The sequence below is a fragment of the Streptomyces sp. AMJ-169 genome (assembly GCF_055597585.1).
Genome location: NZ_JBVLTJ010000019.1, coordinates 13,126 through 38,807 on the forward strand (window position 1 = coordinate 13,126; position 25,682 = coordinate 38,807).

The 25,682-nt window shown below is 72.2% G+C and carries 19 protein-coding genes and 1 pseudogene; 13 read left to right on the forward strand and 7 right to left on the reverse strand.

Translation table 11 applies throughout. From position 1 onward, the window contains the following. Nucleotides 1–15: 15 nt before the first annotated feature. Nucleotides 16–1,341 (forward strand): annotated as a pseudogene (locus ACYUD3_RS34070) (cellulase family glycosylhydrolase); the annotation flags it as partial. A 57-nt stretch (nt 1,342–1,398) separates the two neighbouring features. Here the strand turns inward: ACYUD3_RS34070 and serC are convergent. Continuing rightward, nucleotides 1,399–2,517, reverse strand: coding sequence for a phosphoserine transaminase (serC, locus tag ACYUD3_RS34075; protein ID WP_470978783.1), 1,119 nt, complete (start codon nt 2,515–2,517; stop codon nt 1,399–1,401). A gap of 124 nt (nt 2,518–2,641) precedes the next feature. On the opposite strand from serC, the gene ACYUD3_RS34080 reads away from it, so the two are divergent. From ACYUD3_RS34080 to ACYUD3_RS34110, 7 genes are all read left to right on the forward strand, one after another. Then, on the forward strand, nt 2,642–5,854 hold the full coding sequence (locus ACYUD3_RS34080; protein ID WP_470978785.1) for an FAD-binding and (Fe-S)-binding domain-containing protein: 3,213 nt from the start codon (nt 2,642–2,644) through the stop codon (nt 5,852–5,854). A gap of 98 nt (nt 5,855–5,952) precedes the next feature. Then, the gene (locus ACYUD3_RS34085) at nt 5,953–6,702 is read left to right on the forward strand and encodes a metallophosphoesterase family protein (protein WP_470978993.1); all 750 of its coding nucleotides are present in this window, start codon (nt 5,953–5,955) and stop codon (nt 6,700–6,702) included. A 154-nt stretch (nt 6,703–6,856) separates the two neighbouring features. Further along, nucleotides 6,857–6,991: a hypothetical protein gene (locus ACYUD3_RS34090; protein ID WP_470978788.1), complete on the forward strand. Its 135-nt coding sequence runs from the start codon at nt 6,857–6,859 to the stop codon at nt 6,989–6,991. A gap of 99 nt (nt 6,992–7,090) precedes the next feature. Continuing rightward, nucleotides 7,091–9,316 (forward strand): ABC transporter ATP-binding protein, encoded by a 2,226-nt coding sequence (locus tag ACYUD3_RS34095; protein WP_470978790.1) that lies wholly within the window; start codon nt 7,091–7,093, stop codon nt 9,314–9,316. Between the two features lie 112 nt (nt 9,317–9,428). Then, entirely contained in the window at nt 9,429–10,403 is a 975-nt protein-coding gene (locus tag ACYUD3_RS34100) for an EamA family transporter (protein ID WP_470978792.1), read from the forward strand. 62 nt (nt 10,404–10,465) lie between these two features. Beyond that, nucleotides 10,466–11,263, forward strand: coding sequence for a TIGR03084 family metal-binding protein (locus ACYUD3_RS34105; protein ID WP_470978795.1), 798 nt, complete (start codon nt 10,466–10,468; stop codon nt 11,261–11,263). 132 nt (nt 11,264–11,395) lie between these two features. Then, nucleotides 11,396–12,010 (forward strand): TetR/AcrR family transcriptional regulator, encoded by a 615-nt coding sequence (locus tag ACYUD3_RS34110; RefSeq protein ID WP_470978798.1) that lies wholly within the window; start codon nt 11,396–11,398, stop codon nt 12,008–12,010. Between the two features lie 52 nt (nt 12,011–12,062). Here ACYUD3_RS34110 and pdxH read toward each other — a convergent pair whose 3' ends face one another. Further along, the gene (gene pdxH / locus ACYUD3_RS34115) at nt 12,063–12,740 is read right to left on the reverse strand and encodes a pyridoxamine 5'-phosphate oxidase (RefSeq protein WP_470978801.1); all 678 of its coding nucleotides are present in this window, start codon (nt 12,738–12,740) and stop codon (nt 12,063–12,065) included. Between the two features lie 174 nt (nt 12,741–12,914). Between pdxH and ACYUD3_RS34120 the strand changes: the two genes are divergently transcribed. Continuing rightward, nucleotides 12,915–14,015: a citrate synthase 2 gene (locus tag ACYUD3_RS34120; protein ID WP_470978803.1), complete on the forward strand. Its 1,101-nt coding sequence runs from the start codon at nt 12,915–12,917 to the stop codon at nt 14,013–14,015. A gap of 92 nt (nt 14,016–14,107) precedes the next feature. Here ACYUD3_RS34120 and ACYUD3_RS34125 read toward each other — a convergent pair whose 3' ends face one another. After that, complete coding sequence (locus ACYUD3_RS34125) at nt 14,108–15,124, reverse strand: isopenicillin N synthase family dioxygenase (RefSeq protein WP_470978806.1); 1,017 nt, start codon at nt 15,122–15,124, stop codon at nt 14,108–14,110. 659 nt (nt 15,125–15,783) lie between these two features. Here ACYUD3_RS34125 and ACYUD3_RS34130 point away from each other — a divergent pair. After that, nucleotides 15,784–17,196: a PAS domain-containing protein gene (locus ACYUD3_RS34130; RefSeq protein WP_470978809.1), complete on the forward strand. Its 1,413-nt coding sequence runs from the start codon at nt 15,784–15,786 to the stop codon at nt 17,194–17,196. 9 nt (nt 17,197–17,205) lie between these two features. On the opposite strand, the gene ACYUD3_RS34135 is transcribed toward ACYUD3_RS34130, so the two are convergent. Next, entirely contained in the window at nt 17,206–17,961 is a 756-nt protein-coding gene (locus ACYUD3_RS34135; protein WP_470978812.1) for an SIS domain-containing protein, read from the reverse strand. Between the two features lie 293 nt (nt 17,962–18,254). On the opposite strand from ACYUD3_RS34135, the gene ACYUD3_RS34140 reads away from it, so the two are divergent. Both ACYUD3_RS34140 and ACYUD3_RS34145 read left to right on the forward strand, forming a co-directional pair. Then, a complete protein-coding gene (locus tag ACYUD3_RS34140) occupies nt 18,255–18,947 on the forward strand; it encodes a metal-dependent transcriptional regulator (RefSeq protein ID WP_150947846.1) in 693 nt (230 codons plus the stop codon). A 582-nt stretch (nt 18,948–19,529) separates the two neighbouring features. Then, nucleotides 19,530–20,426: an alpha/beta fold hydrolase gene (locus ACYUD3_RS34145; protein WP_470978815.1), complete on the forward strand. Its 897-nt coding sequence runs from the start codon at nt 19,530–19,532 to the stop codon at nt 20,424–20,426. Between the two features lie 190 nt (nt 20,427–20,616). On the opposite strand, the gene ACYUD3_RS34150 is transcribed toward ACYUD3_RS34145, so the two are convergent. The 3 genes from ACYUD3_RS34150 to ACYUD3_RS34160 form a co-directional block, all read right to left on the reverse strand. After that, nucleotides 20,617–22,158, reverse strand: coding sequence for a transporter (locus ACYUD3_RS34150; RefSeq protein WP_470978818.1), 1,542 nt, complete (start codon nt 22,156–22,158; stop codon nt 20,617–20,619). Between the two features lie 110 nt (nt 22,159–22,268). Further along, nucleotides 22,269–23,042, reverse strand: a complete 774-nt coding sequence (locus ACYUD3_RS34155) for an ABC transporter ATP-binding protein (protein WP_470978821.1) — start codon at nt 23,040–23,042, stop codon at nt 22,269–22,271. A gap of 89 nt (nt 23,043–23,131) precedes the next feature. After that, entirely contained in the window at nt 23,132–23,797 is a 666-nt protein-coding gene (locus ACYUD3_RS34160; protein WP_470978996.1) for a bifunctional DNA primase/polymerase, read from the reverse strand. A 368-nt stretch (nt 23,798–24,165) separates the two neighbouring features. Here ACYUD3_RS34160 and ACYUD3_RS34165 point away from each other — a divergent pair, with 368 nt between their 5' ends. Then, a complete protein-coding gene (locus ACYUD3_RS34165; protein WP_470978823.1) occupies nt 24,166–25,551 on the forward strand; it encodes a transcriptional regulator in 1,386 nt (461 codons plus the stop codon). Nucleotides 25,552–25,682 lie beyond the last annotated feature (131 nt).

A 25,682-nucleotide genomic window follows, 5' to 3' on the forward strand; every position in this document is an offset into this window, starting at 1 on the left:
TGTCTCTTGGATTAGTTCCCGACGGCCAACTACACGGTCCACGGCCTCTGGTCGCGCGACTACAAGAGCATGATCGACCAGATGAGGTCGCTCGGCTACAACACCATCCGCATCCCGTACAGCGACGACATCTTCAAGGCCTCGACCGTCCCCAACAGCATCGACTTCTCCAGCGGCAAGAACGCCGACCTCCAAGGGCTCAACTCCCTTGGTGTGCTGGACAAGATCGTGGCGTACGCCGGCCAGGACGGCATGCGGATCATCCTCGACCGGCACCGGCCGGACGCGAGCGGGCAGTCGGCGCTGTGGTACACCGCCGCCGTGCCGGAGTCGACGTGGATCGCCAACCTCCGCGCGCTGGCGACGCGTTACGCCGGCAACTCCACCGTCGTAGGCATCGATCTCCACAACGAGCCGCACGATCCCGCCTGTTGGGGCTGCGGGGATGTCGCGACCGACTGGCGGCTGGCCGCGCAGCGGGCCGGGAACGCGGTGCTCGGGGTCAATCCGGAGCTGCTGATCTTCGTCGAGGGCGTGCAGAGCTTCAACGGGGTCTCGGGGTGGTGGGGCGGCAATCTGATGGGCGTCGGGCAGTACCCGGTACAGCTCAACGTCCCTGACCGCGTGGTGTATTCGGCCCACGACTACGCCACCAGCGTCGCCCAGCAGAGCTGGTTCAGCGACCCCGCGTTCCCCGCCAACATGCCGGGGATCTGGGACAAGTACTGGGGCTACATCTTCAAGCAGAACATCGCCCCGGTGTGGGTGGGGGAGTTCGGTACGACGCTCCAGGCGGGCGTGGACCAGCAGTGGCTCGCGGCGCTGGTGAGCTATCTGCGGCCGACCTCGTCGTACGGGGGTGACTCCTTCCACTGGACGTTCTGGTCCTGGAACCCCAACTCCGGTGACACCGGGGGGATTTTGAAGGACGACTGGCAGAGCGTCGACACCGTCAAGGACGGGTATCTCGCGAGCGTCAAGGCGCCCCTCTTCCCGCCGGTCGGGGGCGGAAGCGGGGGCGGCGGGGGTGGTGGCTCTTCGGCCGCCTGTACCGCCGCCTACTCCGTGACCAGTGACTGGGGGAGCGGGTTCAACGGCGAGGTGACGGTGGTGAATTCGGGGTCGGCCGCGATCTCGTCGTGGAAGGTCACCTGGAGTTTCGCCGGCTCACAGCAGGTCTCCAGCATGTGGAACGCCTCGTACACACAGAGCGGACCGGCGGTGACCGCTGTCAACGCCGCGCACAACGGGGCGCTGGCGGCGGGGAGTTCGGCCACTCTCGGGTTCAGTGCGGCGCCCGGCGGGGGGAGTTCGCCCGCCGTGAGCTGTACGGCGGCCTGAACTGCGCGAAGGGCGCCCGGAGTTCACCGGGCGCCCTTCGTCGTCGTACCGATCGCGTCAGAGGCTGTCGATGATGTAGTCGACGCACTTCGTGAGGGCCTCGACGTCCGACGGGTCGATCGCCGGGAACATCGCGACGCGCAGCTGGTTGCGGCCGAGCTTGCGGTAGGGCTCGGTGTCGACGATGCCGTTGGCGCGCAGGGCCTTGGCGATCGCGGCGGCGTCGATGTCGTCGGCGAAGTCGATCGTACCGATGACCTGCGAGCGCTTCGCCGGGTCGGTGACGAACGGCGTCGCGTGCTTCGACTCCTCGGCCCAGGTGTAGAGGCGGGTGGAGGAGTCCTTCGTCCGGGAGGTGGAGAAGGCGAGGCCGCCCTGGCCGTTGATCCACTTGAGCTGCTCGTTCAGCAGGAACAGGGTGGAGAGCGCCGGGGTGTTGTACGTCTGGTTCTTGCGGGAGTTGTCGATCGCCGTGGGGAGGCTGAAGAACTCCGGGACGTGCCGGCCGGAGGCGTGCACGCGCTCGGCGCGCTCGATCGCGGCCGGGGAGAAGACGCCGATCCACAGGCCGCCGTCGGAGGCGAAGGACTTCTGCGGGGCGAAGTAGTAGACGTCGGTCTCGGCGATGTCGACGGGGAGGCCGCCGGCGCCGGAGGTGGCGTCGACCAGGACCAGCGCGCCCTCGTCGGCGCCCGCGACGCGCCGGATCGGGGCCGCGACGCCGGTCGACGTCTCGTTGTGGGTGAACGCGTACACGTCCACGCCGGCCTCGGCCTGCGCCTCGGGGTGGGTGCCGGGGTCGGAGGAGATCACGGTCGGCTCGGCCAGCCAGGGGGCCAGCTTGGCGGCCTTGGCGAACTTCGAGCTGAACTCGCCGAAGGTGAGGTGCTGCGACTTGTTCTCGATCAGGCCGTGGGTCGCGACGTCCCAGAACGCGGTCGAGCCGCCGTTGCCGAGGACGACCTCGTACCCCTCGGGCAGCGAGAACAGCGCGGAGATGCCCTCGCGGACCTCGCCCACCAGGTTCTTCACCGGGGCCTGGCGGTGGGACGTGCCCAGGAGGGAGGTGCCGGTGGCGGCCAGGGCGTCCAGCGCCTCGGTCCGCACCTTGGAGGGGCCCGCGCCGAAACGACCGTCGGCGGGCTTGATGTCAGCGGGAATCCGGATCTCAGCCACGAGGGGAGGGTAGCCCGTAGGGGAAACCCCGGTGAAACCTGTTCCGGCCGCTGAGACGCGGTGGGGCTCCTGGTGAGACGCGGGACGGGAGCGGGTTCGGACGCCGTACTGATTTCCTGTCCCCATGCCGAATCTGGAAGCTGAGCTGCGCAAGGCCCTGCGAGGTGAGGTCGGGTTCGACGTCACCTCCCGGGCGCTCGTCACGATGGACGCGTCCAACTACCGGAGGGTGCCCCTAGGGGTGGTGTCCCCTAGGGACGACGACGATGTGGCCGCCGCGCTCGCGGTGTGCCGGGAGCACGGGGTGCCCGTCGTCGCCCGGGGCGGGGGTACCTCGATCGGAGGACAGGCCACCGGCACCGGCGTCGTCCTGGACTTCACCCGGCACATGAACCGGCTGCTCGAACTGGACCCCGGGAGCCGTACGGCCGTCGTCCAGCCGGGGCTCGTCCTGGACCGGCTCCAGGAGGCCGGTGCCCCTTACAGCCTCCGCTTCGGCCCCGACCCCTCCACCCACGGCCGCTGCACCCTCGGCGGCATGATCGGCAACAACTCGTGCGGCTCGCACTCGGTCGCGTGGGGCACGACCGCCGACAACGTCCGCACCCTGGACGTGCTCACCGCGCGCGGCGAGCGGCACACCCTGGGCCCCGGCTGGTCCGGCGCCCCGGAGGGCCTGCGCGCCCTGGTCGACACCGAGCTGGCCCGGCTGCGCACGGGCTTTCCCGAGCTGCCCCGGCGGATCTCGGGGTACGCCCTGGACGCGCTGCTGCCGGAGAAGGGCGCCGACACGGCCCGCGCGTACTGCGGCTCCGAGGGGACCCTGGCGGTGCTGACCCGGGCGACCGTACGCCTGGTGGCGGCGCCCCGCGCGCGGGCGCTCGCGGTGCTCGGGTACGGCGACGAGGGCGCGGCGGCGGAGGCGGCGTCAGGGTTGCTCCCCTACGGGCCGCTGACGGTCGAGGGGATGGCGGCGGACCTCGTGCCCGAGGGCTCGGGGTTGCCCCTAGGGGGTGCCTGGCTGTTCGTCGAGACGGGCGGGGAGAGCGCGGGGGAGGCGCGGGCGCGGGCGGAGACGATCGTGCGGGCGGCCGACGCCGTCGACGCGCTGATCGTCACCGACCCCGGCGCCCAGCGGACCTTGTGGCGGATCCGGGAGGACGCGAGCGGGACGGCGACCCGGATGCCGGACGGCCGGGAGGCGTGGCCGGGCTGGGAGGACTGCGCGGTGCCGCCCGCCCGACTCGGGCCCTATCTGCGGGAGTTCAGGGGGCTGCTGGCTTCTCATGGGCTGCGCGGGACGCCGTACGGGCACTTCGGGGACGGGTGCATCCACGTGCGCATCGACTTCGATCTGCTCTCCACGCCGGGGGTGGCTCAATTCCGGCGGTTCTCCGAGGAGTTGGCGGATCTCGTCGTCGCGCACGGGGGGTCGCTGTCCGGTGAGCACGGGGACGGGCAGGCGCGGGCGGAGCTGCTGCCGCGGATGTACGGGGCGGAGATGGTGCGGCTGTTCGAGCGGGTCAAGGGGGTGTGGGATCCGGACGATCTGCTGAACCCCGGCATCCTCGTGCGCCCCGCGCCCCTGGACGCCAACCTCCGCTTCGCGCCGCTGCCGCGTACGCCGGTGCCGGTGGAGTTCGGATATCCGTCCGACGGCGGGGACTTCGGGGCGGCGGTGCGCAGGTGTGTGGGGGTCGCGAAGTGCCGTACGGCCGAGCCCGCGGGGGCCGGTGTCATGTGTCCTTCGTTCCGGGTGACCGGGGAGGAGGAGCATTCGACGCGGGGGCGGGCGCGGTTGCTGCACGAGATGCTCGCGGGGGAGGTGGTGACCGACGGGTGGCGGTCGGCCGAGGTGCGGGACGCGCTGGATCTGTGTCTGTCGTGCAAGGGGTGCCGGTCGGACTGTCCGGTGGGGGTCGATATGGCGACCTACAAGGCGGAGTTCCTTCACCACCATTACGCGGGGCGGCGGCGGCCGGCCGCGCATTACAGCATGGGGTGGCTGCCGGTGTGGCTGGGGTGGGTGGCCCGGACGCGGAGTGCGGGGGTGGTCAACTGGGCCGGATCTGTAGGGGTGTTGGCGGGGTTGGGGAAGCGGGTGGGCGGGGTTGCGGGGGAGCGGGGGGTGCCTCGGGTGGCTTCGGAGACGTTGGGGCGGTGGTGGGGGAGGAGGAGGGTTGCGGGGGTGGGTTCTCGTGCGGAGGTGGGTTCTCGTGCGGGGGCGGGTTCGGAAGGGGCGGCGGTTTCGGAGGGGGTGGGTCGTGCGGAGGGGGCGGGGCCTGCGGAGGGGGCCGGTCCTTCGGAGGGCGCGCGGGCGACGGTGGTGTTGTGGCCGGACACGTTTACTGAGTATCTGTCACCTGAGGTGGGGCGGGCGGCTGTTGAGGTGCTGGAGGCGGCGGGGGTGGGGGTGGAGCTGCCGCCTGCGGTGCGGGGGAAGAAGGTGTGCTGTGGGCTGACGTATGTGTCCACCGGGCAGTTGGAGCGGGCTCGGGGGGTGATGCGGAGGACGTTGGATCTGCTGGACGGGTATCTGGCGGAGGGGGCTGGAGCCGGCGGGGCCGGGGTTGTTGAGGGGGTCGGGGTCGGCGGGGCCGGGGTTGTTGAGGGGGGCGGGGCTGTCGGAGGGGGTGAACTCGCTGATGAGGGGGGCGACTTCGCCGGTCCGGCTGAACTCGCTGATGAGGGAGCTGACTTCGTCGGTGCGGCTGAACTCGCCGGTGCTGAAACCGGCTTCGCCGGTGCGTCTGAACACGCCGGTACTGAAACCGGCTTCACCAGTGCGTCTGAACCCGCCCGTGCTGAACCCGACTTCGCCGACACGCCCGTCGACTTCGTCGTCCTGGAGCCCAGTTGTGCCGCCGCTCTCCGTACCGACCTTCCCGAACTCCTCCCGGACGACCCCCGTTCCGCTCGGCTGGCGGCCCGTGTCCTGACGTTCGCGGAGGCGCTGGAGAAGTACGCGCCCGGCTGGACGCCTCCTAGGCTGGACCGTCCGGTTGCCGGCCAGACCCACTGCCACCAGCACGCGGTCCTGGGCGACTCCCCTGACCGGCGCCTGCGCCAAGCGGCTGGCCTCACCGGCGAGTTGTCCGGCGGCTGCTGCGGCCTGGCGGGCAACTTCGGCTTCGAACAAGGTCACTTCGAGGTCTCCCGGGCCTGCGCGGAGGAACAGCTCCTGCCCTCGGTGCGCGAGGCCCCCGAGAACGCGGTGATCCTCGCGGACGGCTTCTCCTGCCGGACCCAGCTGGAGCAGCTGGGCGGAGTGCGGGGGCGGCATCTGGCGGAGGTGCTGGCGGAGGGGGTCCGGGAGCGGAAGGGGGAGGCGGGGTGACGTACACGGCTGCGGGAGCAGTTGGAGAGGGCGAAGTGGCGTACGTGGCTGCGGGAGCGGCAGAAGGAGGCGAAGTGGCTTACACAGTGAGGAATCTGATGGTGAATCAAGTAGCGGTCCTCTCCGACATCCACGGTGTCCTGCCCGCCCTGGAGGCGGTGCTGGCCGAGCCGGAGGTGGTGGCGGCCGACCGGATCGTCCTCACCGGGGACATCGCGGCCGGGCCCCAACCCGCCGAAGTCATCGACCTGTTGAGGGAACAGGGCGAGCGCGTGCTGTGGGTGGCGGGCAACGCGGACCGCGAGCTGGTGGAGTACCGGCGCGGTCTGCGCGACGAAATCCCGGACCCCATAGGCCCGTTCGCGGCGGAGGCGCTCACGGAGGAGCAGGTCGACTTCCTGGCGGGGCTGCCCGCGACCGTGACCCTTGAGGTGCGGGGCCTGGGCGACGTCCTGTTCTGCCACGCAACTCCCCGCGACGACGAGGAGATTGTCCTGGCCGACTCCCGCCCGGAGCGCTGGGCGGAGGTGCTGGCCGGCGTCGACCCGGACGTACGCGTCGTCGTGTGCGGACACACCCACATGCCCTATGTCCGGCTCGCGGAAGGGAGGTTGATCGTCAACCCGGGCAGCGTCGGCATGCCGTACGGCCGGCCCGGCGCCCACTGGTGTCTCCTCGGTCCCGGGACCGACCTGAGGGTCACGGCGTACGACATCCCGGCGGCGGTGAAACGGCTGGTCGGGGAGTGTGAATACGACGGGATCGACGCGTGGGCGGACACTTATCTGTATGCGCGGGTGAGTGACCGGACAGCGCTGGAGGTGTTCGGTCCGCGGGACGGCCGCTAAAGGAACACTCAGGTTCTCCAAGGGGATTCACAGTGCCTCTTTGCCAATTTTGCCTCCCGGAAACATGAGGAGCGTGTAAGTTCCTCGGTATCGGGTTCCGGACGCGGAATTCGGCGAAATTGAAGGTTCAGCGCAATCCCCCCAAGGAGTTGGAATGAGCTTCAAGAAGCTTGCCCCGCTGCCCCCGAAGCCCAAGTCGAAGCAGCTCCCCCCGCCGCCCAAGCCGAAGCCCAAGGCCAAGAAGCCGGTTCCGCCGGCGCCTAAGCCGATCCCCGGCCAGGACGACTGATCTTGAAATGAACCCGAGAGGGGCCGACGGTGCACTGTCGGCCCCTTTTCCGGTTTATGCGCGCAAGCAGGAGGCGGCGGACGGAAAAGGGCGGTTCGGATGAGCGGCAGGAATATAGAAAATGATGCCCGCGATATTGATCACGGCATCGGTCCTGATTCCGATGAATATGAATACGACACCCCGACCATTCCCTCCAAGGTCGCGTTCCGCCGCTTCTGGCCGCTGACCAGGGGACTGCGCAAGTGGCTGCTGCTGGTCTGGGGGTGCACGATCGTCGCGGCGCTCGCCGAGACCGAAGCCATCCTGCTCTTCGGCGACTTGACCGACCACGCCCTCAACCAGGGTTCGCTGAGCGCCTTTTGGGCGCCCGCCCTGAAGTGGCTGGGTGTCGCGATCGTCGGCGCGATCGTCGCGTACGCCGGCAACTCCCTCGCCGCCTGGGCCACCGAGCGCTTCGTGATGAGACTGCGCGAGCATGTCTTCGACCACGTACAGCAGTTGCCCCCGCACTTCTTCCAGTTCCACCGCCAGGGCGACCTGTTGTCCCGGCTGACCAGTGACGTCGAGGCGATCGAGACGCTGGTCGTCTCGGGCCTGATCGGCGCCGCCTCGGCCGCCTTCAGCGCCCTGTTCTACGCCGCCGCCGCGTTCTGGCTGCGCTGGGACCTCGCGACCGCGACCTTCGTCCTGGCGCCCCTCTTCTGGCTGGCCGCCCGCCGCTTCTCCGGCTCCATCAAGGACGTCTCCCGCGAGGGCCGCGTCGCCGACGGCGCGATCACCTCCGTCGTCGAGGAGTCCCTGGGCAACATCGTCCTCACCCAGGCCTACGGCCGCCGCGACGCCGAGCGCCGCCGGCTGCACGAGGAGGCCACCGCCTGGTTCCGCGCCTCCGTCCGCTCCACCCGCCTCAATGAGGCCTACGAGCAACTCGTCCAGGTCATCGAGACGGTCTGCGTCCTCGCGGTCATCGGCATCGGCGCCTGGGAGATCTCCACCGGCCGCATGACCCTCGGCCAACTCCTCGCGTTCGCCGCCTTCTTGGGCTACCTCTACCCGCCGGTGCGCGGTCTCGCCCAGCTCGGCCTGACCATCACCGCGGCCACCGCGGGCGCCGAACGCCTCATCGAGATCCTCGACGCCGAACCGGCCGTCGCCGACCCCCGCAGCCCCGTCGACACCGGCCGCCCGGACGGCGCCGTCGAGGTTCGCGACGTCTCCTTCCGCTACCCCGGCGCCGACGACCCCACCCTTAGGGGTCTCTCCTTCCGGGTCAGCCCCGGCGAACTGGTCATCGTCACCGGCCCGAGCGGCGCCGGGAAGTCGACGGTCTCCAAACTCCTGCTGCGCTTCTACGACCCCGACGCCGGTGAGATCCGGCTCGACGGGATCCCCCTAGGGGACTTCCCCGTCAACCGGCTCCGGGAGTACGTCACCCTCCTGCCCCAGGAGACCCTCGTCCTGCACGACACCGTCCGCGCCAACATCGCCTGCGGCCGGTCCGGCGCCAGCGACGAGGCGATCGAGGCCGCGGCCCGGGCGGCCGACGCCCACGACTTCGTCGTCCGCCTCCCCGACGGCTACGACACGCGGATCGACCCCGGCACGGCCCGCCTCTCCGGCGGCCAGCTCCAGCGGCTCGCCATCGCCCGCGCGATCCTGCGCGACGCCCCCGTCCTCGTCCTCGACGAGCCCACCACCGGCCTCGACGCGATGGCCGCCCGCCGCGTCGTCAAGCCCCTGCGCCGGCTGATGACCGGCCGTACGACCATCATGATCACCCACGATCTGAACCTCGCCCCCGACGCCGACCGCATCCTCGTCGTGGACCGCGGCCGGGTCGTCGAGACCGGCCGCCACGACGAACTCCTCGCCCGCGGCGGCGCCTACTCCCGCCTCCACCGCTCCCAGAACAACGCGGCCATGGACACCGGCGAGCTGCGGCTGCCGCTGTTCACGGAGGGGACGGAGGGGGTGGTCCCGCTGTTCACCCCGGAGCCGGTTCCGGCAGCCGCCCCCACCTGGAGCACGCCCCCCGAGAACCCCGAGCACCCCTACGGGCCTTACGGGTCCTACGGCCACTACGGCCACTACGGGACTTACGGGTCCTCAGGGTCCTCCGGGACTTACGGGCCCTACGGGTACGACACCCCGCCCCCCGCCGCCCCCGCCGCCCCCGTCGAACAGAACCCTTACGCCGCCTACGACCCGTACACCCCCTACTACGGCCAGGTCCCCCCGGCCCCCGCCCCCGCCGTCGTCACCACCCTCCCCGACGGCCGCCCCCTCTTCCGGGACGACGAACCGCCCTGGCCCGGTATCTGACATCTCACGCTCCGAGACAGCGGCTAAGTGGGTTCACACACCTGTCTCGGTCCATTACCGTGGACTCGGCAGTACACCGAGATGAACGAACGCCGAGCCCCCGGGACCGCACGTGACCACCCCTGAACCCACCACCGCAGCCCAGCCCGCTGTCGCGCCCCCTACGGGAACACCCGGGGACCACCCCGACGTGGGCGCGGCCCCGCGCGGCAGCAGGTTCGGCGCTCTCGGGCCCGTCGGCCTGGTGCTGGCCGGCGGGATCTCGGTGCAGTTCGGCAGCGCGGTGTCGGTGACGCTGATGCCGCGGGCGGGCGCGCTGGGCGTCGTCACGCTGCGGCTGCTCGCGGCGGCGCTCATCCTGATGCTGGTCTGCCGCCCCCGGCTGCGCGGCCACTCGCGCGCCGACTGGGGCACGGTGATCGTCTTCGGCGCCACCATGGCCGCCATGAACGGCCTGTTCTACCAGGCCCTGGACCGCATCCCGCTCGGCCCGGCGGTCACCCTCGAAGTGCTCGGCCCGCTGGCGCTGTCGGTGCTCGCCTCGCGCCGCGCGATGAACCTCGTCTGGGCGGCCCTCGCGCTCGCGGGCGTCTTCCTGCTCGGCGGCGGGAACGTCGGCGGACTCGACCCGGCGGGCGTCGCGTTCGCGCTGTCGGCGGGCGCGGCGTGGGCGCTGTACATCGTCTTCAGCGCCCGTACGGGTCGCCGGTTCCCGCAGGCCGACGGGCTCGCCCTGGCCATGGCTGTAGGGGCCATCCTGTTCCTGCCGCTGGGCGCGATCGAGGCCGGCTCCCGGCTGCTCGACCCGAGGACGCTGGCCCTGGGTGCGACGGTCGCCGTCCTGTCGTCCGTCCTGCCCTACACCCTCGAACTGCTCGCCCTGCGCCGCATGCCCGCCTCGACCTTCGCGGTCATGATGAGCCTCGAACCCGCCATCGCCGCCCTCGCGGGCTTCCTCGTCCTCAGCCAGACCCTCAGCCTTCCGCAGACCCTGGCGATCAGCCTGGTCATCGCGGCGAGCCTGGGGGCCGTGCGGACCCAAGTGGGGCGCGGCAAGCGGAAGTCGGCCGAGGCCGCCGCCTCCTGAACACCCGCCGGCTTATACAAGCACGTTTGCTTGTTTATACGTCCGCTGCCATGCTCGCCCCCATGGCCGACCCCACCCCCGTCATCGACGACCTGCGCGCCGAGAGCGACGAACTCGACCTCCTGGTCGCCGAGTTGACCCCGGAGCAGTGGCTGCTGCCGACGCCCGCGCCCGGCTGGACCGTCGCCCACCAGATCGCCCACCTCGCCTGGACCGACCGCAACGCCCGGCTGGCGATGACCGATCAGGCCGCCTTCTCCCGCGAGGTCGAGAAGGCGCTCGTGCAGCCCGGGGATTTCGTCGACAACGGCGCCGAGGAGGGCGTACGCAGGCCGCCCGTACGGCTGTTGGGCGGCTGGCGGGCCGAACGCGCGGCCCTGGAGAAGGAGTTGCGCGCGGCGCCCGCCGGGGCCCGCTTCCCCTGGTACGGGCCGCCTATGACGACCGCGTCCATGGCGACCGCCCGCCTGATGGAGACCTGGGCGCACGGCCTCGACGTCGCCGGCGCGCTCGGCGTCACCCCCGCCCCCACCGGCCGGCTGCGCCACATCGCCCGACTCGGCGTCCGCACAAGGGACTTCGCGTTCAGCATGCACGGGAAGGTCCCGCCGTTCGAGGAGTTCCGCGTCGAACTCGCCGCGCCCTCGGGTGAGTTGTGGGTGTTCGGGCCCGAGGACGCCGACGGGAAGGTCACCGGTCCCGCGCTCGACTTCTGCCTCCTGGTCACCCAGCGCGCCCACCGCGCGGACCTCGCGCTGCGGGCCGAAGGGGCGGACGCGGAGGGGTGGTTGGACATCGCGCAGGCGTTCGCGGGGCCGCCGGGGGCGGGGCGGAAGCCTTCCCGTGGGGGCGGGGCGTGAGTCTTGACGTTGCCCGGCCGCAGTCGTGTCCGTGGCGTCGAGAGGCTCAGCCTCGACGCCACGGACATCCCGCAACGCCCTCTCACGGCTAAGGTTCTGGAGACTTTCGACCGGGATGCGACGGGAGCCCGCATGGGTGCTGTGACCATGGCCGACCGGGTGCCGGGCGACCGCGTCCCCAAGCAGGACCGCAGCCGCGCCACCCGGCAGCGGCTCCTGGAGGCCGCCGTCGCGTGCCTCGCCGAGCACGGCTGGGCGGGCTCGACGGTCGCCGTCGTCGCCGAACGCGCGGGCGTCTCCCGGGGCGCCGCGCAACACCACTTCCCGACCCGCGAGGACCTGTTCACGGCCGCCGTCGCGTACGTCGCCGAGCAGCGCTGCGCCGCCCTGCGCACCCTGTTCCCCCAGGGCGCCGCCGACCGCCCGGCCGTGGTGGGCGCCCTGGTCGACCTCTACACCGGGCCCCTCTTCCGCGCGGCGCTGCACCTATGGGTGGCCGCCTCCAACGAGGAGCAGCTGCGCCCCCAGGTGACCGAGCTGGAGGCGAAGGTCGGCCGGGAGGCCCACCGCATCGCCGTGGAGCTGCTCGCCGCCGACGAGTCGCGCCCCGGGGTCCGGGAGACCGTACAGGGCCTCCTGGACATGGCCCGGGGCCTCGGCCTGGCCAACCTCCTCACCGACGACCGGCCGCGCCGCGAGCGGGTCGTACGGCAGTGGGTGACGCTGACAGAGGCCGAGCTGGGGTGAGAAACGGCAGGTCAAGGGCGTTGTCAGTGGCGGAGGTTACGGTGGTCGCAGTTCAGGGGCTGAGCCGCTCCACCCGCCAGCCCCCGTCCGGTTCGGCGACGTAACGGAGGCGGTCATGGAGGCGGTTCTCGCGGCCCTGCCAGAACTCGACGGACTCGGGGGCCACCCGGAAGCCGCCCCAGTGCGGGGGGACGGGGACCTGCTCGCCCTCGGGGTAGCGGGAGGTCAGCTCCTTGTAGGAGTCGTCCAGTTCCGCGCGGGAGGCGATGACCGAGGACTGGGTGCCGGCCCAGGCGCCGAGCTGGGAGCCGTGCGGGCGGGTGCGGAAGTAGCGGGCCGTCTCGTCGCGCGGGGTGCGGCGGGCGACGCCCTGGACGATGACCTGACGGGCCATGGGGTGCCAGGGGAAGAGGAGGGCCACATGGGGGTTGGCGGTGAGCTCCTGGGCCTTGCGGGAGTCGTAGTTGGTGTAGAAGACGAAGCCCTGGTCGTCGAAGTGCTTCAGCAGGACCGTGCGCGCACTGGGCCGGCCCTCGGCGTCGGCGGTGGAGACGACCATCGCGTTGGGCTCGGCGATCCGTTCCTCGGCGGCGGCCTGCCGGAACCAGCGGGCGAACTGCTCCAGCGGGGTCGCGGCCAGATCGTCCTCGGTGAACCCCTCGGCCCTGTACTGCGTACGCATCGAGGCGGGGTCCGGGGTGGCGGCGTCACGGTCGTTCACACGGGCCATCCTGCCGTACCGGAGGCCGGCGGCGGGGGTTTGCCGGAGGATCACGCCCAGGATGCCCGGATGGCACTGAGTGCCGCGAACTCTCCCCATGGTTGACACTCGGGGATAGGGTGCTGATGCCGCCCCGGCGGGACGCCGGGCGTCGGCCCAGCCCTTACCCCGAGGAGCCGCCTGATGTCCGACTTCGTACCCGGGCTCGAAGGAGTCGTCGCGTTCGAGACGGAGATCGCCGAACCGGACAAGGAGGGCGGCGCCCTGCGGTACCGGGGCGTCGACATCGAGGACCTGGTCGGCCATGTTTCGTTCGGCAACGTCTGGGGCCTGCTCGTCGACGGCGCCTTCGACCCCGGACTGCCGGCCGCCGAGCCGTTCCCCATCCCGGTCCACTCCGGCGACATCCGCGTCGACGTCCAGTCCGCGCTCGCCATGCTCGCCCCCGTCTGGGGCCTGCGGCCCCTCCTGGACATCGACGCCGAGCAGGCCCGCGCCGACCTCGCGCGCGCCGCCGTGATGGCCCTGTCGTACGTCGCCCAGTCCGCGCGCGGCCAGGGGCACGCGATGGTGCCCCAGCGGGAGATCGACAAGGCGACGTCGGTCGTCGAACGCTTCATGATCCGCTGGCGCGGCGAGCCCGACCCCAAGCACGTCGCGGCCGTCGACGCCTACTGGACCTCTGCCGCCGAACACGGCATGAACGCCTCGACGTTCACCGCCCGCGTCATCGCCTCCACCGGCGCCGACGTCGCCGCGGCCCTCTCCGGCGCCGTGGGAGCCATGTCCGGGCCACTGCACGGGGGCGCGCCCTCCCGGGTGCTCGGCATGATCGAGGAGATCGAGCGCACCGGCGACGCCGAGGCGTACGTCAGGCGGGCGCTCGACAACGGCGAGCGCCTCATGGGCTTCGGGCACCGCGTGTACCGCGCGGAGGACCCTCGCGCGCGCGTGCTGCGCCGCACCGCCCGCGAGCTGGGCGCCCCGCGCTTCGCGGTCGCCGAGGCGCTGGAGAAGGCCGCCCTGGCCGAGCTGCACGCCCGCAGGCCCGACCGGGTGCTCGCCACCAACGTGGAGTTCTGGGCGGCGATCGTCCTCGACTTCGCCGAGGTCCCGGCCCACATGTTCACGTCGATGTTCACCTGCGCGCGCACGGCCGGCTGGTCGGCGCACATCCTGGAGCAGAAGCGGACCGGCCGGCTGGTGCGGCCGTCCGCGCGGTACATCGGTCCGGGGACGCGCGACCCTCGGGAGATCGACGGGTACGAGGGGATCGCGCACTGACGCGAGCTGCGCAGGTAAGGGGCGTTCTCCTGGAGGGGCGCCCCTTACAACTTGGCTTCCTTAGGGCAACCCGGCTTCCTTAAGGTTCGCCGCTACGCCGGGGACAGCAGGTCCGCGTGATGCCGCTCGGCCACCAGAGGGTGGGCTCGCATCTTCCCCTTCAACTCATTGAACCCGTACTCCGCGAACAAGGGGTTCGTCGGATCGGCCGTCACCCCAGGGGCCGTCGAGGCGTGCGGGAAGGCCAGGGGCTCCACGCGTGCGTCGAGGCGCGGGTTGTAGAAGAACGGCACCGAGAAGCGCTCGACGGCCCCGGGCGGGGAGACCACGCGGTGGTTGGTGGCCACCAGGTAGCCGTTGGTGGCGACCTCCAGCAGCTCCCCCAGGTTGACGACGAACGCGCCCTCCAGGGGCGGCACGTCGTGGAAGAGACCGTCCTCGCGCTGCACCTGGAGCCCGCCGACCTGGTCCTGGAGCAGCAGGGTGAGGAAACCGTAGTCCTTGTGCGCGCCGACGCCCTGGCCGGCGCCGTCGCCCGCGCTGCCCGGGTAGCGGACCAGCTTCAGGTGCGGATGCGCGTGGGCGCCGAAGACGCCGTCGTAGAAGCCGGGGTCGGCGCCTATGGAGGCCAGCAGCTCGTGCAGCAGCTTCTCGGCGACCCCGCTGAGCCGGTCGACCCAGCGCAGCGCGGCCGTCCGCAGCTCGGGCAGCGCGGCGGGCCACTGGTTGGGCCCCTCCAGCCACCAGTACGGCGGCTCGCCGGGCGCCGGTACGCGCGCGGGGCGTTCGGCGCCGATGTCGAGCTGGTCGCGCCAGTCCTGCCGGCCGCCGGTGCGTTCATCACCCGTACGTGTGTAGCCCCTGAAATGCGGCGAGTTGACGTTGTCCAGGGCGAGCCGGTCGGCCTCCGGCAGCGCGAAGAACGCGCGCATCGCCGACACGAGGCTCGCGGTCTCCTCGTCGCTCACCCCGTGCCCCACGAGCTGGAAGAACCCCACGTCGTGCGCCGCGCCGTGCAGCCGCGCCCGCAGCTCCTCACGCGCTCGGGGCCCCGCGTCGGCGGCGGAGAGGTCGATGATCGGCAGCTGCTGGTACGACGGGTGCGTCATGGTCTGTCCGTGGGTGTACGGGGGCCGCGCGGGCGTCATGGGTGGGCGCGGGCGCGATGCCGGGTGAACGGGAGAGAGGAAGGCCCGCAGGGCGGCCGAGGGGCCGGTGCGGAAGGGGCCGGAGGCTCAGACGGAGCGTCGACAGCCCATGCTCGTGACGCGGACGTAGTCCACGTGGCGGCGTCGTACGAGCGAAAGCACGAGGTCAGCCTACTGCGCGGAGGGAGAACCGGATGTGATGTGGATCACGTCCGGGGCGGGCGGGGGCCGGGAACGCAGGCGACCCGCGAACCAGGTTCCTCCGGGGAGGAGTCGGCCGGACGTACCGGCGGTTCGCGGGTCGGGTGACTGCTCGGGACTGGGCCGGCTGCGCGCTTGGCTCGCGCGCGGGTCCGGCACCGCACTGAGTGGGTGACGGGCGCTAGCCCGCAGTCACCTCACGCGTCCGGTATTCATACATCTGCCGAACCACCTCCCTTCTCGTGTGCCCCACACAGTAGGTACGCCCTGGACGCCGCTCAACCTCTTTTTTCGCGGACTCTTTTTCGCCGGCCCACGAGCTTTCGGGAACACCGTGTGGGCTGTGTCACGTTCCAGTTGAATGAAGGCGAACGAGCGGACCGGCGCGCCAGACGCGCGGCGGCTGGCAGGGGGTCCAGGTGAGCGCTTCCCGGAGCAGCGGGACCACTGACGAGGTGGGCCCGGACGAGCCCGGCAGGGACGGCCCGTACGGGTCCGACCTGCTGGCCGCGCTGCTCGACGGCATGGACGCGGCGCTGTGCGCGTTCGACGCCGACGGGGTCGTCACGCACTGGAACCGCGAGGCGGAGCGCCTCCTCGGCTGGAGCGCCGAGGAGGCCGTGGGGCGGCGCGGCTTCGCGGGCTGGGCGGTGCGCAGCGCGGACGCGGCGGAGGTTCAGTCCCGCCTGCTGGCGGCGATGCACGCGGCCGGCCGCCAGGTGCACGAGTTCGCGCTGCTGACCAAGGACGGCGGCCGGGTCCTGGTGCGCACGCAGTCGGCGGCCGTGCGCGGGCCCGACGGCGAGCCCGCCGGCCTGTACTGCGCGTTCAGCGAGGTCCACGCGCAGATCGACCTGGAGCGGTCCATCGCGCTGAGCGAGGCACTGTTCGAGGACGCCTCCTGGGGTGTCGTCCTCGTCGACGCGGACCTGCGCCCGGCGGTCGTCAACGCGCACGCCGCGCGGTCGCTCGGCACGGGCCGTACGGCGGCCCTGGGGCGTCCCCTGGGCGATCTGCTCACCCAGGGCGTGCAGGAGCTGGAGAGCGCCCTCACGCACGTCCTGGCCGAGGGCGCGCCGCCCGCGCCGGCCGAGATGTGGATCGGGGTGCGCACACCGGACGGCGAGGAGCGGCGCTGCTGGCGCAGCGGCTTCCTGCGGCTCGCCTCGCCGCTCACGGAGGAGCCCGTGCCGCTGGGCGTCGGCTGGCTCTTCCAGGACGTCACAGAGGCCAAGCAGGGCGAGCAGGAGGCCTCCTTGCTGCGCTTCCGGGCCAACCAGCTGCACCGCGCGGCCCGCGCGGCGGCCGAGTGCGAGGACCCCGCCGAGGCGGCCACCGTCCACCTGGACTTCGCGCTCGCCGGGTTCGCCGACCACGCGATCCTGGACCGCGTCCTGGGCGGCCCGCACACGGACGCAGGACCGGAGGACCCGCAGGCGCCGGTCCGCCTCGCGCGCGTGGCCGCGACGCCCTCCACCGGGCCGGGACCCAGCGTCCTGTCCGGCCACCCCGGGCTGCCCGTCGGCTACCCGGAGAGCCACCCCGCGCTCCAGAGCGTCGCCCGCGCGGGCACCGTCCGCACCGGCGCCGGCAGCGTCCCCGCCGACCAGGCCCGCCTGTGGGCGCGCGCCCGCCAGTGGCCCGACAGCACCGTCCACGCCCTCTCCACCGTCCTGCGCAGCCGGGGCCGCACCCTGGGTGTCGTCACGTTCCTGCGCGGCAGCGGCCGTACGGCCTTCGAGCGGGCCGACTCGGCCTACGCGGAGGACGTCGCCGTACGCATCGCGGCGGCGCTGGATCTGGCGGGGACCCTGGGGGCCGGCGCCCCTTAAGGACGCAGCTCACGGCCCGTAGAAGATGCGGTCCCGGTACGTGTCCATCACGCGGGCGTTCCACTCGTGGCCCCCGTCGACGTTGCCCGAGCGCAGCAAGGGGGGTTCGATGCCCCGGTCCGCCAGGACCTCGGCCGCCGTGGCGACGACGGCCTGGAGGAGGGCGGAGGCGACGACCGTGGAGGCGGGGGCGAAGGGCGCCGGGACGGCCGGGTGGGTCAGCTCCGCGTCGCCGACAGCGATCTTGGAGTCCAGGACGACGTCGCAGTGGTCCTTCAGGAACGTCCCCGAGGAGTGCCGGGAACTCGTCCCTGAGGCGTAGGACAGCGAGGTCACACCGATGACGCGCACCCCGCGTGCGCGCGCGTGCCGCGCCATCTCGACGGGCAGCGCGTTGCGCCCGGACAGCGATACGACGATCAGCGCGTCCCCCGCGCGCAGCGGCGAGGTCTCCAGGACGGCCGTCGCGAGCCCGTCGACGCGCTCCAGGGCGGACCCCAGGGTCGCGGGGCGCACATCGACGCCGACGAGCCCGGGGGCGGCGAGCAGGTTCATCACCGCGAGCCCGCCCGCGCGGTAGACGACGTCCTGCGCGGCCAGCGAGGAGTGCCCGGCGCCGAACGCGAAGAGCCGTCCCCCGCGCGCGACGGTGCCCGCGAGCAGCGTCCCGGCCGCCTCGACGGCCCCGCCCTCCTCGTCGCGCACCCGGCGCAGCAGCGCGACGGCGGCGTCGAAGAACTGCTCACCGAGCCTGCGGTCACTCATACGAGGGCCCCTCCACCGATGCCGTACGCGCGGGATGACCGGTCCGTGTCCGCTCCGCCGCTCACCGTGCGGTCTGGACCACTGCCCTGTCAATACGCCGGAGGCCCCTGCGGGCCCCCGGATCGGCCCCCGCCGCACGTCAAAGGCGCGCGCCCGGCTGTCGGCCACCTCGTAACCCCGCTGTTTCCCCGGCGCGGCACGGTTGTCAGTGGTATCCGGCAGAATTGACGACAGGGCCAGCGCACGCGCCGGAGAGCCCTTCAGCCTCCGGCAGAGCAAATCGAGGGGCACGTATGTCCGGACTGATCGACACCACGGAGATGTATCTCCGCACCATCCTTGAGCTTGAGGAGGAAGGTGTGGTCCCCATGCGCGCCCGGATCGCGGAGCGGCTCGACCAGAGCGGGCCGACGGTGAGCCAGACGGTCGCGCGCATGGAGCGCGACGGACTGGTCTCGGTCGCCAGCGACCGTCACCTGGAGCTGACCGACGAGGGCCGCCGGCTCGCCACGCGCGTGATGCGCAAGCACCGGCTGGCCGAATGTCTCCTGGTCGACGTGATCGGCCTGGAGTGGGAGCAGGTCCACGCGGAGGCGTGCCGCTGGGAGCACGTGATGAGCGAGGCCGTCGAGCGCCGCGTCCTGGAGCTCCTGCGCCACCCCACCGAGTCGCCCTACGGCAACCCCATCCCGGGCCTGGAGGAGCTGGGCGAGAAGGACGGCGCCGACCCGTTCCTGGACGAGGGCATGGTCTCCCTGGCCGACCTCGACCCCGGCTCCGAGGGCAAGACCGTCGTCGTACGGCGGATCGGGGAGCCCATCCAGACGGACGCGCAGCTGATGTACACGCTGCGCCGCGCGGGGGTGCAGCCCGGGTCGGTCGTCAGCGTGACGGAGTCGGCGGGCGGGGTGCTGGTCGGCAGTGGGGGTGAGGCGGCCGAGCTGGAGGCCGATGTCGCGTCGCACGTGTTCGTGGCCAAGCGCTGATCCTCAACTCCGGGTGGTTCAGGCCCAGTTGGGGCTTCCCATAAGGGCCTGCCGGAGCCGAAGATTCCCTGTGTCGAGGGGCGGCGCTCCGGCGCCGCGCGTGCAAGGCTGTCGCGTGAGGCATATGACAGGAGGGGCGGGGACGATGGGCCACAGCCGAAGTCGCTGTCATGGGAAGAGCCCCGGTGCCTCGCGGCACCGGGGCCTGTCCTCCCCTTTGCTGACCCGGAGCCCCGAGCTCTCAGGGTCATTCCCCTCGGACCGGTTTCCCCGATCGGTCCGCCTCCCGCTGAAGATCTCCCCTCGGCAGCGGCGATCATTCCTTGAGGGTGGTCACTCGAAAGAGGGGTGTTACGGGCCGAGTCTCCCTTGTTCGAATACGCATTCGATACGCTGCGGATGAGGGAAGCAGTCCGTCGAGAGCGGGAGATCCGCGCCGGGCGGGCGGGCGAGGCACGGAAGGCGGCAGCGCGAGCAGCACAGCGGTAGTGGTACGACGGCAGACACGAAGCGGTTGTCTCGGACCGGCGGGCTCTAGCGGGAGCGAGCGGTCCGAGCGGAGCCAGGGGGGTGCCTGGACCAATGACGCGACGCATCGACGTGACCGGGACCGGCGGCGTGGGACTCGCCGCGTGGGAGTTCGGCGATCCGCCGAAACCGGCCCCGGACCAGCAGGGCCCACCGGGCCCGCCCGGCCCGGGCGAGCCGTCGTCCGGTGTCCTGTTGCTGCACGGCCTGATGGGCCGTGCCTCCCACTGGGCGTCGACGGCCCGCTGGCTCTCCGCCCGCCACCGCGCGGTCGCGCTGGACCAGCGGGGCCACGGCCAGAGCGAGAAGCCCCCGCAGGCGGCGTTCACCCGTGAGGCGTACGTCGAGGACGCCGAGGCGGCCCTGGAGCAGCTCGGCCTCGCCCCCGCCGTCCTCGTCGGACACGCCATGGGAGCGCTCACCGCCTGGCAGCTCGCCGCCAAGCGGCCCGACCTGGTCCGCGGCCTCGTCGTCTGCGACATGCGCGCCTCGGCCCTCGGGGCGGCCTCCCAGCGCGAGTGGGCCGACTGGTTCGAGTCCTGGCCGGTCCCCTTCGCCACCCTCGCCGACGTCCGCCAGTGGTTCGGCGGCGACGACCCCTGGGTGGAGCGCCCCAACCCCGCGCGCGGCACGTTCTACGCCGAGGTCATGCACGAGTGCGCGGACGGCTGGCGCCCCGTCTTCGAGCCCGAACAGATGCTGAAGTCCCGCGAGACCTGGGTGTACGACGCCCACTGGGACGACCTCGCGCAGGTGCGCTGCCCCGCGCTGGTCGTGCGCGGCCTCGACGGCGAACTCGGCCGCGCGGAGGCCCAGGAGATGGTCCGCGTCCTCCCGCGCGGCCAGTACGCGGAGGTCCCCGACGCCGGGCACCTGGTCCACTACGACCAGCCGGAGACCTGGCGGGAGGTCCTGGAGCCGTTCGTGGACGGGGTGTTCGCGGAACGGTGAGGGGCGCTCCGCTGTGGTTCACGGCGCGGCTTCGGCCGACGCGAGCTGTGCTGCGGGTGCGGGACCGCGGCTGACGCGAGCTGTGCTGCGGGTGCACGACTGCGGCCGGCGCGAGCTGCGGGCGCCCCTCAAAACGCCCCCGCCCCAAACGCCCCCGCCCCAACGCCCTGCCCCAACGCCCCCGCCGCCCCTACCCCTTGCTCACCGCCCCCAGAATCTCCGGCAGTCTCCCCGCCACCTGAGGCGCCGCCAGCCGCAGGCCGCCCCAGCCGATCAGCACCCCGTACCCCGCCCCCACCGGAAGCAGCACCCAACGCCACTCCTGGCCGCCGGAGCTGACGGCCAGCCAGACCGCCAGCCCGATCACCGGGGCGCACAGCAGCGCGGCGCCGACCATGCCGCCGAGGATCGAGATCCACGCCAGCCCCGCCTGTCCGGGCGCGACGTTGCGGTTGCCCTCCTGCGGGATCGAGTACGGGAAGCGGGCGGAGATCCACGCCCCGGTCCCCAGCAGCGCCCCCAGCAGCGCCAGCGACAGCCCCAGCGTCTCCGGCAGCCGCGCCCACACGCCGAGCGCCGCCGTGGTCAGGACGGTCACGAGAGCGGAGTACGGGAGCGTGATCAGCAGCAACGCCCCAGCGCGCGCCCGCAGTTCGGCGTAGGCGTCGCGCGGGGACGAGATCGTCGCCGCGACCATCCAGAAGGCGGAGGTGTCCTGGCCGAACTGGTTGTACATCTGGATGCCGAGCATGCCGGCCGCGAAGCAGGCGAGGTAGACCGTGCCGGTGCCCTGCCAGGCGTTGAAGAGCGGGACGATCAGGCCGATCGCGAGCGCCGTCACCCAGGCCGACTTGGTCTTCGGATCGCGCCAGATGTAGCGCAGGCCGCGCTCCATGACAGCGCCGGTCCGCCCGTCGGGCAGCCAACTACCCTTCCAGGGCGAGGTGTTGGCGGCAGGGTCGGACGGCAGCGTCGACGCGTCCGGCGCCGTCATCAGCCGCGTCAGACTCCGCGCCCACACCCACCCCAGACCCGCCAACGCCAGTACGGACAGCGCGAGTTGGGCGGCGGCGGTGCCGTACGACCCCTCGCTCGCCGAGCGGGCCGCGCCGATCGCCGACGCCGGCGGCAGCCACCGTACGACGTCCCCGGCCGGGGCCAGTTCGCCGAGGCCCGCCGAACCGAGGCTCCGGGCGCCGAAGTTGACCAGCTGGGCGCCGACGGCGACGACGAGTCCGCTGAGGACGGCCAGGTCGCGGCCCTTGCGGCTGCTGAGCAGGCGGACGTTCGCCGTCGCCACCGTCCGCGCCAGCGCCACGCACACCAGCAGCGCGAGCACCACCGCGACGGCCCCGACGGCCCAGCCGGCCGGCCCCTCGGCGACGGCCGCCACGCAGCCGGTGAGCAGGACGAAGGTGAACACCGGGCCGGTGCCGACGAGCGACGCCAGCAGCAACGCCCGTACCAGCGGCCGGGGTTGGAGCGGCAGCAGCGCCAGCCGGGTCGGGTCGAGCGTCTCGTCGCCGCCGGGGAAGAACAGCGGCATCACCGCCCACCCCACCGCGAGCAGCCCCGTCAGCAGCACGGCCACCGCGTCCGCGTGCGCGTGCCCGCGCAGCGCCACCAGCCCCAGCAGCTGCACGGTGGCGAACAGCAGCGACACCACGACGGACACCACGAACGCGGCCCGCCGGCCACCGGACTGCCGCAGCCCGTTGCGCAGCAGCGACAACTTCAGCCGGACGAGGGTGAGTTCGGGACGGCTCGCGCCGACTCCCGGAGCGCCGCTCGCGCCAACTCCCGTACCTGAAGCGCTACTTACGTCGCCCCCCGACCCCCCGCTCACGCCGACTCCCCCCTCCCCAGCCAGTCCAGATCCGAGGCCCCCCGCCCGCTCGCCCCCACCAGCTCCAGGAACGCCCCCTGGAGCGTGGGGTGTTGGCCCCGCACCTCGGCCAGCGTCCCCGTCGCCCGGATCCGTCCCGCGGCCATCACCGCCACCCAGTCGCACAGCGACTCGACGAGTTCCATGACGTGGGAGGAGAAGACGACGGTCGCGCCGGAGCCGGTGTAGCGCTCCAGGACCTCGCGGATGGTCTGCGCCGAGACGGGGTCGACGCCCTCGAACGGCTCGTCCAGGAACAGGACTTCGGGGTTGTGCAGCAGCGCCGCGGCGAGGCCGATCTTCTTGCGCATACCGGTCGAGTAGTCGACGATCAGCTTTCCCCCGGCCCCGGCGAGATCGAGGACCTCCAGCAGCTGCGCGGCCCGCTTGTCGACCTCGGCGCCCGGCAGCCCCCGCAACCGCCCGCTGTAGCCGAGGAGTTCACGCCCGGAGAGGCGCTCGAACAGCCGTAGCCCCTCGGGCAGCACCCCGATGCGGGCCTTCACCGCCGCCGGATCGGACCACACGTCCCGGCCGCGGACGTGCACGGTCCCCCGGTCGGGCCGCAGCAGCCCGGTCACCATCGACAGCGTCGTGGTCTTCCCGGCCCCGTTCGGCCCGACCAGTCCGATGAACTTCCCGGCGGGCAAAGAGAGATCGATCCCGGCCACCGCGATCTGCGACCCGAACGATTTCCAGAGCCCCTGCACCACAACAGCGGACGAGTCCATGAAAGAACCCTACGGCGTATCCACCTGCCTGTTTTCAAAAGCCGAACACGCCCCGGGCAACCCCGAATGCGCCGGCCAAGGGGAAATGCTCAGCGGTCCCGCCCGCACGCATAGGCGAGCGGTGAGATCAACTCCTCGGCGTCCGGCAGCCAGCGGTTCGCCGCGGTCGGCCGGCAGGCCCACTGGACGGCGCCGCGCGAGCCGTACCGGGTGGGCGGCGCGGCGACGTAGCCGCCCTCGCCCAGCACGTCCAGATCCAGCGCGCCGATGCTCCAGCCGATCCTGCGCAGCAGGTCGGGGACCTTCACCGAGGCGCCCGGCAGGACGAAGAACTGCATCCGCCGGTCGGGCGTCAACGTGACGGGCCCCGGCGTGAGTTCCATGCGCTCCATGCGCGCGAGCGCGAGGAACCCGGCCGTCTCCGGCACGGAGATCGCGTCGAAGGTGCGTCCGGTGGGCAGCAGGATCGAGGCGTTCGGCTGCTTCTGCCAGAGCCGGCGCGCGACGGTCGCGCTGCCCGTCGCCTGCGTCGCCCAGTCGGGGCGCACAGGGTGTGCGCCGGGCGCGGCGCAGCCGGCCTCGCCGCAGGAGCACCGCTGCACCCCGTCGACGGCTTCCAGCCAGGCGCCGGGGAACACGTCCCAATGGCGCTCCTCGGTATAGCGAACGGCGGTTTCCAGCAGCGTTTCCCCGCGCTGCTTCGGGATTTGGGTGGCTTCGGCGACGCCGGCAATGGTCTCTTCCACGGTGTGCACAACTCTAGCGGTCACCAGGGGTTACGCACGCCCGAACGAACGCCCAAATGCGCGGGGGAGAGCACTGATTCGGGGGTCGGGGCGCATGGGTGCACGTCCGGGGGCGCGTGGCGGTCGACGGCGCCGGAGCGGGTAGGGACAGAGCGGGGGAAACGGGGAGTCACCCTGGGGGGACGGCTTCCACCCTTACTCCGGCAATCCTCGCATGTCCCGCATTTTCGTCATGTCCGCGGGGCACTGATCTTCACGGCCGGATTTTTTCGGCCGCCGGTCGAGGACTTTGAACACCCGGTCCGCGTCCGGTCCTTCCGGTGGAAGACACGTCAACTCGGTGCGTGGCAGGCACCGCAGCCACAGGGGGTTACGCCATGGCCGCAAGGCCGCTTGTCGCGCGGCAGCCGAACGAACGGTTGCAGGCGCTCATCCAGGAGGCGGGGTGCTCGAACGCCGGGCTCGCCCGCCGGGTCAACATGTGCGGGGCGGAGCACGGCCTCGACCTGCGCTACGACAAGACGTCCGTGGCCCGCTGGCTGCGCGGACAGCAACCTCGGGGCAGGGCACCGGCGATCATCGCCGAGGCGCTCGGCCGCAAACTCGGCCGTACGGTCACGATCGACGAGATCGGCATGGCCAACGGCAAGAACCTCGCCTCCGGAGTCGGTCTCCAGTTCTCCCCGACCGTGCTCGGCGCCATCGAGCAGGTCTGCGAGCTGTGGCGCAGCGACGTCGGCCGGCGCGACTTCCTCTCCGGGTCCTCCGTCGCCGCCTCCGCGCTGGTCGAGCCCAGCCGCGACTGGCTGATCTCCGCGCCGGACGCCCAGGTCGCGCGCACGGCGGGCCCGCGCGTCGGCCAGTCCGACGTGGCCGCCGTACGCGCCATGACCCAGGCCCTCGTCGACCTCGACCACCAGTACGGCAGCGGGCATGTGCGCCCGGTCGTCGTGCACTACCTCAACAGCGTCGTCTCCGGGCTGCTCGCGGGCTCCTACCGGGAGGCGGTCGGCCGGGACCTGTTCGCCGCGGTCGCCCGGCTGACCGAACTGGCGGGCTACATGGCCGTCGACACCGGCCAGCCCGGACTCGCCCAGCGCTACTACATCCAGTCCCTGCGGCTCGCACAGGCCGCGGGCGACAGAGGATACGGCGGCTATGTGCTCGCCGCGTCCATGAGCCATCTCGCCGCACAGCTCGGGAACCCGCGCGAGATCGCCCAGCTGGCGCGCGCCGCACAGGAAGGGGCGCGCGGACGGGTCACCCCGCGCGCGGAGTCGATGTTCCACGCCGCCGAGGCGCGCGGCCACGCGCTGCTCGGGGACGTCCGGGCCGCCCAGATCGCCTCCGGGCGGGCGCTCGCCGCACTGGAGGCGGCCGGCACCGACACCGGGGACGACCCCCAGTGGATCGCGCACTTCGACGAGGCCTACCTGGCCGACGAGTTGGCGCACTGCCACAGGGACCTCGGCCAGGCGGAAGCCGCCGCGCGCTGCGCCGAGCAGTCCCTCGCCGGCCATCCGCCGACCCGTGCCCGCCGCCGCGCGATCGGCTACGTCCTCCTCGCCACCGCCCAGGTCCAGCAGCGCGAGGTGGAACAGGCCTGCCACACCGGACTTAAAGCGCTTGAACTGCTGGAGACGCTGCGCTCCAACCGGGGCGCCGAATACCTCGACGACCTTCAACAACGCCTGGAGCCCTACCGCGACGAACCCGTCGTCCGGGAGTTCGGGGCCCGGCTGGACCTCCAGAGCGCGGCCTGAGACGCCGTCAGCCCATGGGGCCGCCGTACCGGTGGGTACGGCGGCCGGGGGCTGTTAGTGACGTCACAAGGAGGGAGGTCACGGACTTGACCGCGTAGCCCCTGCTTCAGGAGACCCGGTAGCGTGAGCCG